The sequence below is a fragment of the Streptomyces sp. SD31 genome (genome assembly GCF_052068475.1).
GTDB lineage: Bacteria > Actinomycetota > Actinomycetes > Streptomycetales > Streptomycetaceae > Streptomyces.
Genome location: NZ_JBQHCX010000010.1, coordinates 21,624 through 33,726, shown reverse-complemented (window position 1 = coordinate 33,726; position 12,103 = coordinate 21,624). Strand labels below are relative to the sequence as shown.

Below are 12,103 nucleotides of genomic sequence, written 5' to 3'. Positions count from 1 at the left end.
TCCGCCGCTTTCTCTTGATAACGGCGCGATACGTGCTCCATATCCGGCGTCAGCACAGTGGAGCCGATCTCGTTTCGAGGTGCCGAATCAATCCTGAGCCCCCACAGAGGTGAAAGACATGAGCATGGACCCGAAGACTGTCGTGCACGGGATCCTGGCCGAAGACCTGGAAGTGGACCCCGCGGAGATCACGGACAGCGCCCTGTTGCGCACCCTCGAACTGGATTCCCTCGCCATCGCCGAACTCATCGTCAGGATCAAGGAAGAGACGGGTGTGGATCTCGGCGGCGAGGAGACCCGGATAGCGGACCTCACGGTCGGGGACGTCGTCTCGCTGGCCGGCTCGGGGCTGGAAGCGGCGTGACCGAAGGACCCGTCGCCATCACGGGTGCCGGCCTGGTGACCCCGGCGGGCACCGACTCCGACACGACCTGGGAGGCGCTGTGCGCGGCCAGGTCCCTGGAGTCCGGTGACCCGGAGCCGCTGGCCGGCACCGGGGCGTGGCACAGCCTGCGCGTGCCGCCCCTGCGGCCGGGGCAGCTCACCGGGCGCGGCACCGCCCGTACCGACCCCTTCATCCGGTTCGCCCTGGCGGCGGTGGACGAGGCGTTGGTCCAGGCGGGGCTCGACCCGCGGAGCTGGGACGGCAGCCGGGTCGGCATCGTGGTGGGGTGCGCCTTCGGCGGGGTCACCACGCTGGAGGAGCAGCACCGGCGGCTCGACCGCCACGGCCCCGAGATGGTCTCGCCGTATCTGCACCCCCGATCACTGATCAACATGGCGGCGGGCACCCTCAGCGTGCGGTACGGGATCACCGGGCCCAGCCACACGGTGGCGGCCGCCTGCGCGTCGGGCGCCTCGGCGCTCGGCCTCGGCAAGACGCTGCTGGACGCCGGGGTCTGCGACACGGTCATCGCCTGCGGCACGGACGCGGCCGTCACCCCCCTCGTGGTCTCCGGATTCGCCCGCATGGGCGCGCTCTCCGAGCACAAGGGTCCCGACGCGTCACGGCCGTTCGCCGCGGACCGCGACGGCTTCGTCATCTCCGAGGGCGCGGCGGCCGTCGTCATGGAGAAGCCGGCGAAGGCCTACGCCCGGGGCGCCGACGTACTCGGCCGGCTCCTCGGCTACGGCAGCACGTCCGACGCCCATCACCCCACGTCCCCCCGCCCCGACGGGGCGGGCGCCGCGGCGGCCGTGGAACAGGCGCTGGCCGCGGCCCGCATGACAGCGCGGGACGTCACGACCGTCAACGCGCACGGCACCTCGACACCGCAGAACGACCAGACGGAGGCCCGGCTCATCGCCCGCCTCTTCCCCCACGGACCGTCCGTCACCGCGAACAAGGGGCTGCTCGGCCACACCCTCGGCGCGGCCGGCGCCATCGAGGCCGTGCTGACCCTGCGCAGCCTGCGCAGCGGCACCCTGCCGCCGATCGCGCACACGGAGCGGGCCGACCCCGACCTGCCCGAACTGGACCTGGTCCTCGGCAGCGCGCGCAGCCACGGCGGAACCGTCGCCGTGAGCACCTCCTTCGGATTCGGGGGCAGCAACTGCGCGCTGGTGCTGGACGCCTGACCCGGCACGACCGCGCGCAGGCACAGATCCGTGCGACCCATCCCAGGAGAGTCCATGACGCAACGCGAAGAAGAGCTGGCCCGGGTCCTGTCCGGGCCCGAGTTCGCCACCATCAGACCGGACGACGGAAGCGTTCTCGACTACAGTCTGCTGACGCTTCGCCGGGCGAAACTCCTCAACGGTGCCGGTTTCACGGCGAATTCCCTCTGGCTGGGCCGCGGCGACAGCGCCCGCTTCCCCGACTTCCTGCGCACCATGGGCTGGATCGGTGCGTACGACCTGTCCCTGCTCAACGTCCTGGTCTCCCACCAGATCGCCGGTGACGCACTGCTCAGCCACGGCGGGCAGCAGCAACTGCGCTCCTACGGCCCGGAGATCGACCGCATGGCCAAGGTGTACTGCTTCGCCGGCTCCGAGCTGCACGCCGGCTCGGATCTGAAGCAGGTGCGGACCACCGCCACCTACGACCCGCAGAGCGGGACGCTGGTCCTGAACACGCCCCGGCCCGCCGACAGCAAGGTGTGGATCGGCAACAGCCTGCACACCGGCGACGTGGCCATGGTGCTGAGCCGGCTGCACGTCGGCGGACGGGACGAGGGCCACCACTGGATACGGGTTCCGCTGCGCGAAGGCGGCAGGGTGCTGCCCGGTGTGCGCATCGGACGGGCCGAGCCGAAGGGCGGCGTCACCGCCAACCAGACCGGCGTCCTCTCCTTCACGGACTACCGCCTGCCGGTGTCCGCCCTGATGAACCGCTGGGCGTTGATCGACGCGGACGGCACCTACCGCTCCCCGCTGCCGCGCCACCGGCGGTTCGAGGAGTGCCTGGCGACCTTCACCCACGAGCGGCTCTTCCCCTCGGTGGGCGCGGCGTACGCGCAGCTCCTCGCCTGCGCGATCACCACCCGTTTCGCGGCCGTCAAGCAGACCTTCGGCAGACCGCTGATCGGTCACGAGCACTACCGCATGCGGCTGTCGACCGCCGTGGGCCGGTCCCTCGCCGCCCGGCACGCCATGGAGGCGCTGTCCGAGATCGCGGTCGCCCGCGCCGCACAGGGAGCACCGGCCCGCGACCAGGTGCTGCACGCGCTGATCTCCTGCGGGAAGTCCGGATGCACCGGCGACGCCCGGCACACCCTCGCCGAGACGCGGGAACTGTGCGGTGGACTCGGATACCACGACGCGAACCAGATCACGCCCCTGCTCCACGACTACGAGATCGCCGTCACCTTCGGCGGGGACAACACCGTCCTCGGCTACCAGGCGTCCCGCTTCGCCCTGCGCCACCGCAAGGAGTTCGACACCGTGCTCGACGAGGCGGTCGCCGGGGCCGGCGGTCTGGACGCCGCCCGCCGGCTGCGGGCCGTCTGCGACGTCCTGCTCGACCACGTCGAGCGGCACGGTCCGGGCGAGGCCAGCGCGCAGTGGACCCGCGCCGTCCACCAGACGCTGGCGATCGGCCACTGGGCGGCCCACACCGAGACCCCCCTGTCCGAGCGCCTCCTCGGCCAGTACGCGGCGACCTGCGTACTGGAGCACGCGCTCGCCGCGCTGAGGGCCGGAATCCTCGACCAGGACGCGGTCCTGCGCCTCGAAGAGATCCGCCACGAGGCCGCCGGCGCCCCCCTCGACGCAGCGGAACTGATGCGGGAACTCGGCGTGCCCGAGGAGCTGATCACCGCACCCATCGCCCGCCAGGACTTCGCGGAACTCCATACGGCCCTCGCCCACGCCGGGCCCGCCCCGGTGTCGGCGTCGTCCGCGTCCTCGGAAGGAGGTGCCGTCCATGACCGCGGCGAATGACCGGGTCGGCGCCGTCGTCACCGGCCTGGGCACCTGCCTGCCGGAGGCCGTCGTCACCAACGACGAGGTGTCGCAGCACCTCGACACGGACCACGCCTGGATCCACAGCCGTACCGGCATCGAACGGCGTCGCCGCGTCTCCGAGGGGACCGGCACGGGAGGCCTCGCCGTCGCCGCCGGAGCCGCCGCGCTGAAGTCGGCCGGGCGCGACGGCTGCGACCTCGTCCTGCTCGCGACCACCACGCCGGACCGGCGCTGCCCCGCGACCGCCCCCTGGGTGGCGTCCCAACTGGGCCTGGCGGCCGCCGCGTTCGACCTGTCCGCCGTCTGCTCCGGGTTCGTCTACGGGCTCACCGTGGCCTCCTCGATGATCACCGCGGGCAGCTGCGACCGGGCCCTGGTCATCGGCGCGGACGCCTACTCCTCGATCGTGGACCCCGACGACCGGACGACGGCCGTCGTCTTCGGAGACGGAGCGGGCGCTGTCCTCCTGGAGCGTGGCCGGACGAGCGACCCAGGTGCCGTGCTGCACACCGAACTCGGCAGCGACGGCACCGGGGACGATCTGATCACCATCCCGCCGCGCGGCGAGTACCTCACCATGCGGGGCAGCGACGTCTACAGCCGGGCCGTCACCACCATGACGGAATCCGCCCGCTCCGTCGCCGGGAAGGTGGGGTGGGACATGGCGGACGTCGACGCGTTCGTCGGCCACCAGGCGAACATCCGCATCCTCAAGTCGGTCGCCAAACGCCTCGGCCTGCCACCGGAGCGGGTGATCTCGAACATCGCGGACGTAGGCAACACGGCCGCCGCCTCCATCCCCCTCGCCCTGGCCGACGCGGCCACCGAAGGACGTATCGGCACCGGGGACCGCCTGATCCTGACCGCCTTCGGCGGTGGCCTCACCTGGGGCTCCGCCGCCGTCGTCTGGTCGGGCGCGGAACCCGTCCACGAGGTGAGGGGCTGATGGCACCGAAGGTGCGGATCGCGGTCGTCGGGGCCGGCATCGGCGGGCTCGCCGCCGCCCTCGCCCTGACCCGGAAGGGCCACGAGGTACGCGTCTACGAACAGGCGCCGGAACTCAAAGAGGCGGGCGTGGGCATGCACCTCGGCCCCAACGGCAGCCGCATCCTGCAACGTTGGGGCCTCGGCGAGCGGCTGCGCGCGAGCGGCGTGCGGCCCGTCGGGATGGAGGTGCGGGAGTGGTCCGGCGGGACCACCCTGGTGCGCCAGCCCATGGGCGAGGAGTGGCTCGCTCGATTCGGGGCGCCCTACTACACGATCCACCGTGCCGATCTGCACACCATGCTCGCCGAGTCGCTGCCGCCGGGCACCGTGCGGGTGGGACACCGGCTCGAACGGTTCACCGACACCGCCCCCGTGATCCGGCTGGAGTTCGCCGACGGCACCACCGCCGAGACCGATGTCCTCATCGGCGCCGACGGGGCCCACTCGGTGGTGCGCCGGGCCGTCGCCGGACCCGATACCGCCGTCTTCTCCGGCCAGAGCGCGTTCCGGGGACTCGTCGCGCGCGACCAGGTTCCCGACCTGCCCGGCGACACCCTGCTCGTGTGGGCGGGACCCGACGCCCGCCTGCTGGTCTACCCGGTGCGCGGCGGGGAGTTCCTCACCTTCGTGGCCGTCGTGCCCGACCCGCACTGGCGCCTGGAGTCCTGGAGCGCGCCCGGCGACCTCGACGCGCTCGCCGCGGTCTTCAGCGGCTGGAACCCCGACGTCAAGTCGCTGGTCGCCGCGGTGCGCGAGGCACGGCGCTGGGCGCTGTACGACCGTGAGCCGCTCACCCGCTGGGGCAGCGGCGCGGTGACCCTCCTCGGCGACGCGGCGCACCCCATGCTGCCCCACCACGGACAGGGCGTCAGCCAGGCCGTCGAGGACGCTGCGGTCCTCGCGCACTGTCTCGACGCACTGGACGACGCCGCACCCGCGACCGACGCCACGCGACGGCGGATCGCGGGCGCACTGCGCTCCTACGAAGCCGTCCGCAGGCCGCACACCACCCGGGTCCAGCTCGGTTCCCGCGGCGGCGGCTCCCAGCGGCTACGGCCCGACGAGGACGGCAAGGCGGCCACGGGCACGATGTCGTCCCTGGTCCAGGACGTGTCCTGGATCCAGCGCCACGACGCGGAAGCCGATCTGCCGCCCCTGCCCGACCGGTCGCACTGACCGGCCGCCACAGAATCCGGCGCCCTGCCAGGCCGCCGGCGCACCACCGCTCTCGTACCACGCGCACGTCGAACCTGTCCGCACGAGAGATCCAAGGGGAACTCCATGTCGAACCACCTCGGCCGCAGACGGCTGCTGTCCACGACCGTCGGAACCGCCGCGGCCCTCGGCCTCGGCGCCGGCGGCCTCCTCACCGCCGCCCCCGCCGGTGCCGCCGAACCGGCCGCCGCCCGCCACGGCGGCGACTTCCCCGACGTACCCGGCATGCTGGGCGACCGCAGGGCCAACGAACTCTGGTACCTGTTCGACGAAACCACGCTCTACAACGTGGCGCCGGAGCTGGAGCAGGCCTACACCGACATCGCCACCGCCCTCGGCGACAAATGGGAACGGGCCATCTTCGACACCTGGATGGCCATGGCCAGGACCAGTGACTACCCGAACAACTTCATCGAGTACGTCACCCCGATCAAGCAGCCCCTCCAGGTGCTGTCCAAGGCGCAGCTCGGCGTCTTCGACAGCCTCTACAAGCCGTACGGCCGCGGACTCGTGGGCGCCTTCGCCGACTTCGCCCAGGGCGTGCTCTACGACCCCCGACGTGCGCGCCCGGTGCACACCATGAACGGCAACCCGCCCCCCGGCTACCACATCTGGTTCATCTTCATGCGGGCGATGATGCTGCTGGACGTCGACCGCCCGCGCTGGGAGCGGATAGCCCCCGTCAACGCGATGGCCTGGGCCCTGCAGACCATCGCCAAGCCCACCCAGATGGAGGTCAAGGAGCCGCTGCCGCGCGCCGTCGTGGCCCGCGAGGCGGCGAAGTGGCTGCCGCGCAGCGTGCGCCGGCTGGACCGTGACTTCCTGTCCTACCCGCTGCCCGAAGGCATGAGCTGACGGACGACCCGGGCCCAGGAGGAGAGACCATGCGTACAGGAATCTGGCTGGTGGGGGCGCGTGGTTCGGTGGCGACGACGACCGTCGTCGGCGCTGCCGCGCTGCGTGCGGGACTGGTGCCGGCCACCGGATGTGTGAGCGCCCTCGAACCGTTCCACGGGGTGCCCCTGCCCGGCTTCGACGACCTGGTCTTCGGCGGACACGACGTCGTCGACACGGACCTGGTCAAGCGGGCCGAGCAGCTCGCCGAGGCGGGTGTCGTCCCGCGGGGCCTGCCCGGCGTCCTGGGCGCGGAACTCGCCGCGGCCGACACCGAGATCAGGCCCGCCCCGCCCGGCACCGAGACCGGCGACCAGTCGGCGGCCGCCGAGGCGCTCACCGCCGACCTCACCGGGTTCCGGGAACGCCTGGGCCTGGACCGGGTCGTCGTGGTGAACGTCTCCTCCACCCAGCCGCCCGCCGTGCCGCACCCCGGCCACGCCTCGCTGTCCGCGCTGCGGGACGCCCTGGCCCGCGGCGAGCGGCCGCTGCCCGTCAGCTCCCTGTACGCGTACGCGGCGCTGCGGGCCGGCTGCGCCTTCGTCGACTTCACCCCGTCGACGGGGGCGCGGCTGCCCGCCCTGGACGAACTCGCCAGGGAGCAGGGCCTGCCGTACGCCGGCAGCGACGGCAAGACCGGGGAGACCCTGGTCAAGTCGGTGCTCGCGCCGATGTTCGCCCGGCGTGCGCTGCGGGTGCGCTCCTGGTCCGGCACCAATCTGCTCGGCGGCGGCGACGGGGCCACCCTCGCGGACCCGGAACGCGTCGTCAGCAAGAGCGAGTCCAAGGGTCTGGTCCTCGAAGCCGTGCTCGGCCACCCCGTGGACGGCGGCGTGCACATCCACCACGTCCCCGACCTGGGGGAGTGGAAGACCGCCTGGGACCACGTGACGTTCGAGGGTTTCCTCGGCGCCCGCATGTCCCTGCAGTTCACCTGGCAGGGCTGCGACTCCTCACTGGCGGCACCGCTCGTCCTCGACCTGGCCCGGTTCATGGCCCTCGCGCACCGGACCGGCGCCGTGGGACCGGTGCCGGAACTGGGCTTCTTCTTCAAGGACCCGGTCGCCACCACCGAGCACGACCTCGCGGCGCAGTACGCCACCCTGGTCGATTGGGCGCGTACGGCGGGGGCGGGGACGTGACGGCGCTGCCACGGCCGCACGACCTGGCCCGCCTGGTCCGCGCCCCCGCCGCCCTGTCCGTCCCCGGCGACCTCCTCGCCGGCGCGGCGGCGGCGCGGGTGCCGCTGTCGCCCTCCCTGCTCGGCACGGTGGCCTCCTCCGTCTGCCTGTACTGGGCCGGAATGGCACTCAACGACTACGCGGACCGCGAACTCGATGCCGTCGAGCGGCCCGAACGCCCCATCCCCAGCGGGGCCGTCACCCCGGCCGCGGCCCTCGCGGTGGCCGGGGGCCTCACCGCGGCGGGCCTCGGCCTCGCGGCGCTCGCACGCGGCCGCCGGGGCTTGGCGACCGCGCTGCCCCTGGCCGGGGTCGTCTGGGCGTACGACCTCGCTCTCAAACCCACCCCGGCCGGTGCCGCGGCCATGGCGACGGCCCGCGCGCTGAACGTGCTGGCCGGGGCCGGACCCGGCGGACTGCGCCGGGCCCTGCCCGCCGCGGCCACCATCGGCCTGCACACCGGCATGGTCACGCGGCTGAGCCGGTACGAGGTCGGCGGCGCACCTCGGTCGATGCCCTTGCAGGCGCTGGCCGTCGGCGGCGTGATCAGCGCCTGCGTACTGCTGCGCGGACGCCACCGGCCGCTCCTGGACCGGGCGTCCGCCGCCCTGCTCACGGCGGTGTACGCGGGCGACGGCGGACGGGCCCAGCTCGCCGCCGCCCGCACTCCGTCGTCGCTGCGCGTCCGGCAGGCCGTGGCCGCCGGTATCCACGGACTGATCCCCCTGCAGGCGGCGCTGACCGCGACCGCGGGTCGGGGCGCCGCGGGCGCCGCGCTGGCCGGCGCGTTCCCGTGGGCCCGCCGGCTCGGCAGAAAGGTGTCCCCCACATGACCGCCCCGACGAGATTCGGATACGGCACCAACGGCTTCGGCGACCACCCCCTGGAGGACGCCCTGACCGTCCTCGCCGACCTGGGCTACCAAGGCGTCGGACTCACCCTGGACCCACGCCACTTCGACCCGTTCGCCGACGACCTGCCGCGGCGCCTGCGGCGGCTGGCGGGGCTGCTCGACCGGCTCGGTCTCGCCGTCGTCATCGAGACCGGCGGCCGCTACGTGCTGGACCCCTGGCGCAAGCACCAGCCGGTGCTGATGTCCCCCGAGGGTGCGGAGCGCAGGGTCGACCTCCTGCTGCGCGCCGTACGGATCGCTGCCGAACTCGGCGCCGAATCGGTGTCCTTCTGGAGCGGCACCGCCCCCGCCGGCATCCCCGAACAGACCGTCTGGGACCGGCTCCTCGCCGGCTGCGCCACGGTCGTCGAGGCCGCCGAGGACGCCGGGGTCACCCTCGGCTTCGAGCCCGAGCCCGGCATGTTCATCGACACCCTCGACGCCTACGAGGAGCTGCACCGGCGGCTCGACGGCCCGTCCGCCCTCGGCCTCACCCTCGACATCGGGCACTGCCGCTGCCTGGAACCGCAACCGGTCGCCGACTGCGTACGACGCTCGGCCGACCGCCTGGTGAACGTGCAGATCGAGGACATGCGCCGCGGCATCCACGAACACCTGGAGTTCGGCAGCGGCGAGATCGACTTCCCGCCGGTCCTGTCCGCCCTTGCCGATACCGGCTACCGCGGGCTGGTCTCCGTGGAACTGCCCCGGCACAGCCACGCCGCCCCGGAAGTGGCCCGGCGCTCCCTGGACTTCCTGCGCGCGGCCGAGACCCGGGCCCGCGAAGCGGCGCGGGGAGCGGCCGCGTGACCGCCCGCGCCCCCGGCACGACGGCCGACGAACTCACCGCCGCCCTGCCGGAATCCGCCGCCGACTGGCTGGCACAGGCGCGCGCTGCCGTACGGGCCGACCCGCGCGCCGTCGACGCCCTCTTCGCCGTCGCCGCACGCCGCTGCGGCCGCGCCGTCCTGCGCGTCGGACCGGCGGCCGGGCCCGCCTGGAGCGTCGACGACGCCGTACGCGCACTGCTGCTTGTCGCGCTCCCACCGGGCGGCGCCGATCCGGCGGTCGTCGCGGAGCGCCTGTACCGCACCGGGGACGCGGCCGAACGGCGGGCCGTCCTGCGGTCGTTGCCGCTGCTCGACGCCGCCGGCGACCTCGGTGACCGGGGGCTGCCGCTGGTCGAGGACGCCGTCCGGTCCAACGACCCCCGGCTGATCGCCGCGGCCCTCGGCCCCTACAGCGGTCACCGTCTGCCCGCCCCCGCCTTCCGGCAGGCCGTCCTCAAGTGCGTGTTCGTCGGCATCCCGCTGGCCGTGGTGGCCGGCCTCGACGAGCGGGCCGACGCCGAACTCGGCCGGATGATGGCCGACTTCGCGCACGAGCGGCGCGCCGCGGGCAGGGAGGTCCCGCCCGACATCCTGGACTTTCTGCACACTCATCCCGTACCGACGGAGGCCACGGCGTGACGCGCATCTTCGATCCGCACATCCACATGACGTCCCGCACCACCGACGACTACGAGGCGATGGCGGCGGCCGGGGTCCGTGCGCTGGTGGAACCTGCCTTCTGGCTGGGCCAGCCCCGCACCGCGGTCGGTTCGTTCACCGACTACTTCGACTCGCTCCTCGGCTGGGAACCCCACCGCGCCGAGCAGTTCGGCATCCGGCACCACTGCGCGCTGGCCCTGAACCCCAAGGAGGCCAACGACCCCCGCCTGACCGAGGTCCTCGACGTACTGCCGCGCTACCTGGTCAAGGACCGGGTGGTGGCCGTCGGCGAGGTCGGCTACGACTCCATGACGCCGCAGGAGGACAAGGCGTTCGCCCTCCAGCTGCAACTCGCCGTCGAGTACGAACTCCCCGTCCTGGTGCACACCCCGCACCGCGACAAGCGCAACGGCACCCGCCGCACCCTCGATGTGGTCCGCGAGTCCGGCATCGACCCCGCCCGGGTCGTCGTGGACCATCTCAACGAGGTGACGGTGCGCGACGTCGCGGACAGCGGCTGCTGGATGGGGTTCTCGATCTACCCCGAGACCAAGATGAGCGAGGACCGCATGGTCGCGCTGCTGCGGGAGTACGGCACCGAGCGGATGCTCGTCAACTCCGCCGCCGACTGGGGCCGAAGCGACCCGCTGAAGACGCGGCGCACCGCCGACGCCATGCTCGCCGACGGGTTCGGCGAGGACGACGTCGACCAGGTGCTGTGGCGCAACCCGGTCGCCTTCTACGGTCAGAGCGGGCGGCTCGAACTCGATGGCCCCGACGACCCGTCCGCCGTCCCCGCCGAGTTCGAGGGCAGCTCGATCCGACGCGGGGAGAGGTAGCCCGACGTGCGCCTCAGGCACGCCGACGGCACCACCGTCCACCTGGCCTACTGCACCAACGTGCATGCGGCGGAGGACCTCGAAGGTGTCCTCGGCCAGCTGGCCCGCTACGGGGAGCCGGTGCGCCGACGCCTCGGCGCCGACCGGATCGGCCTCGGACTGTGGCTGGCCGCCCCGGTCGTGACAGCCCTGGCCGACGACCGGGCAGCCCTCGAAGGACTCCGCGAGGAACTGGACCTGCGCGGCATCGAGGTCGTCACGCTCAACGCCTTCCCCTACGCGGGCTTTCACGCCCCGACCGTCAAGAAGGCGGTGTACCGGCCGGACTGGACGGAACGGGCCCGCCTCGACCACACCCTGGCCTGCGCCCGCGTCCTGGCCGAGCTGCTGCCGGCCGACGCGGCTCGCGGCTCCGTCTCGACCCTGCCGCTGGCCTGGCGCGAACCGTGGTCGCCCGGCCGCGGCGACCTCGCCCGGCGTCACCTCGACCTGCTGGCCGAGGGCCTCGCCGACCTCGCCGCGACCAGCGGGCGCACGGTCCGCGTCGGCTTCGAACCGGAGCCCGGATGCCTGATCGAGACGACCGGCCAGGCAGTGCGGCTGCTCGCCGCTGCCGACCCCGAGTGGCTGGGTGTCTGCGTGGACACCTGCCACCTCGCCGTCGCCTTCGAGGAACCCGGTCCCGCCATCGCCCGGCTGGCCGCCGCCCTGCCCGTCGTCAAGACACAGGCGTCCTGCGCCGTCCACGCCGACCGGCCGGCCGACCCGGCCGCCCGCGCCGCGCTGGAAGGCTTCGCCGAGCAGCGGTTCCTCCACCAGACACGGGAAGCGGCGCCGGACGGCCCCCTGGCCGTGGACGACCTGCCTGAGGCGCTCGACGGCGCGCTGCCGGGCGACGCGGCATGGCGGATCCACTACCACGTACCCGTGCAGCGGGACCTGCCGCCACCCCTGCGCAGCACCCGCCCCGAACTGGTGGCCGCGCTGGCCGCGTTGCTCGGCGGCCCGGCCGCGCTCACCGACCACGTCGAGGTCGAGACCTACACCTGGCCGGTGCTGCCGGGCGCCCCCGCCGACAGCGGGCTCGTCGACGGCATCGCCGGTGAACTCGCCTGGACCCGCGACACCTTGACCGCGCTCGGCCTGACGGAGGAGAACGCCTCGTGAAGCGCCTGCTCGTGCTGGACGTCGTCGGCCTCA

12 protein-coding genes are annotated in these 12,103 nt (G+C 73.5%); all 12 read left to right on the top strand.

Annotation, left to right across the window (positions count from 1 at the left end; translation table 11 throughout):
- Positions 1-118 precede the first annotated feature (118 nt).
- Positions 119-364 (top strand): phosphopantetheine-binding protein, encoded by a 246-nt coding sequence (locus ACTMVF_RS22185; protein ID WP_302001121.1) that lies wholly within the window; start codon positions 119-121, stop codon positions 362-364.
- Positions 361-1,578 carry a beta-ketoacyl-[acyl-carrier-protein] synthase family protein gene (locus ACTMVF_RS22180; RefSeq protein WP_441272835.1) on the top strand — a complete coding sequence of 406 codons (1,218 nt, stop codon included), beginning with the start codon at positions 361-363 and terminating at the stop codon, positions 1,576-1,578. Before ACTMVF_RS22185 ends, ACTMVF_RS22180 begins: the two co-directional genes overlap by 4 nt.
- 54 nt (positions 1,579-1,632) lie before the next feature.
- Positions 1,633-3,381: an acyl-CoA dehydrogenase family protein gene (locus ACTMVF_RS22175; RefSeq protein WP_441272834.1), complete on the top strand. Its 1,749-nt coding sequence runs from the start codon at positions 1,633-1,635 to the stop codon at positions 3,379-3,381.
- Positions 3,365-4,351, top strand: coding sequence for a beta-ketoacyl-ACP synthase III (locus ACTMVF_RS22170; RefSeq protein ID WP_441272833.1), 987 nt, complete (start codon positions 3,365-3,367; stop codon positions 4,349-4,351). The genes ACTMVF_RS22175 and ACTMVF_RS22170 overlap by 17 nt, the downstream gene beginning before the upstream one ends.
- The gene (locus tag ACTMVF_RS22165) at positions 4,351-5,568 is read left to right on the top strand and encodes an FAD-dependent monooxygenase (RefSeq protein WP_441272832.1); all 1,218 of its coding nucleotides are present in this window, start codon (positions 4,351-4,353) and stop codon (positions 5,566-5,568) included. The genes ACTMVF_RS22170 and ACTMVF_RS22165 overlap by 1 nt, the downstream gene beginning before the upstream one ends.
- A gap of 105 nt (positions 5,569-5,673) precedes the next feature.
- Positions 5,674-6,462: a hypothetical protein gene (locus tag ACTMVF_RS22160; protein WP_441272831.1), complete on the top strand. Its 789-nt coding sequence runs from the start codon at positions 5,674-5,676 to the stop codon at positions 6,460-6,462.
- A 29-nt stretch (positions 6,463-6,491) separates the two neighbouring features.
- Entirely contained in the window at positions 6,492-7,643 is a 1,152-nt protein-coding gene (locus ACTMVF_RS22155) for an inositol-3-phosphate synthase (RefSeq protein ID WP_441272830.1), read from the top strand.
- The gene (locus tag ACTMVF_RS22150; protein WP_441272829.1) at positions 7,640-8,515 is read left to right on the top strand and encodes an SCO3242 family prenyltransferase; all 876 of its coding nucleotides are present in this window, start codon (positions 7,640-7,642) and stop codon (positions 8,513-8,515) included. Before ACTMVF_RS22155 ends, ACTMVF_RS22150 begins: the two co-directional genes overlap by 4 nt.
- Positions 8,512-9,384 carry a sugar phosphate isomerase/epimerase family protein gene (locus ACTMVF_RS22145; RefSeq protein WP_441272828.1) on the top strand — a complete coding sequence of 291 codons (873 nt, stop codon included), beginning with the start codon at positions 8,512-8,514 and terminating at the stop codon, positions 9,382-9,384. Before ACTMVF_RS22150 ends, ACTMVF_RS22145 begins: the two co-directional genes overlap by 4 nt.
- Positions 9,381-10,043, top strand: a complete 663-nt coding sequence (locus tag ACTMVF_RS22140) for an EboA domain-containing protein (protein WP_367669325.1) — start codon at positions 9,381-9,383, stop codon at positions 10,041-10,043. Before ACTMVF_RS22145 ends, ACTMVF_RS22140 begins: the two co-directional genes overlap by 4 nt.
- A complete protein-coding gene (locus tag ACTMVF_RS22135) occupies positions 10,040-10,903 on the top strand; it encodes a TatD family hydrolase (protein ID WP_441272827.1) in 864 nt (287 codons plus the stop codon). The genes ACTMVF_RS22140 and ACTMVF_RS22135 overlap by 4 nt, the downstream gene beginning before the upstream one ends.
- Before the next feature lie 6 nt (positions 10,904-10,909).
- Positions 10,910-12,070: a metabolite traffic protein EboE gene (eboE, locus tag ACTMVF_RS22130; RefSeq protein ID WP_441272826.1), complete on the top strand. Its 1,161-nt coding sequence runs from the start codon at positions 10,910-10,912 to the stop codon at positions 12,068-12,070.
- The last annotated feature ends 33 nt before the right edge of the window (positions 12,071-12,103 follow it).

Coding starts and splice junctions, on each gene's coding strand:
- ACTMVF_RS22185 (WP_302001121.1), top strand. CDS start 119: ATGAGCATGGACCCGAAGACTGTCGTGCACGGGATCCTGGCCGAAGAC.
- ACTMVF_RS22175 (WP_441272834.1), top strand. CDS start 1,633: ATGACGCAACGCGAAGAAGAGCTGGCCCGGGTCCTGTCCGGGCCCGAG.
- ACTMVF_RS22170 (WP_441272833.1), top strand. CDS start 3,365: ATGACCGCGGCGAATGACCGGGTCGGCGCCGTCGTCACCGGCCTGGGC.
- ACTMVF_RS22165 (WP_441272832.1), top strand. CDS start 4,351: ATGGCACCGAAGGTGCGGATCGCGGTCGTCGGGGCCGGCATCGGCGGG.
- ACTMVF_RS22160 (WP_441272831.1), top strand. CDS start 5,674: ATGTCGAACCACCTCGGCCGCAGACGGCTGCTGTCCACGACCGTCGGA.
- ACTMVF_RS22155 (WP_441272830.1), top strand. CDS start 6,492: ATGCGTACAGGAATCTGGCTGGTGGGGGCGCGTGGTTCGGTGGCGACG.
- ACTMVF_RS22145 (WP_441272828.1), top strand. CDS start 8,512: ATGACCGCCCCGACGAGATTCGGATACGGCACCAACGGCTTCGGCGAC.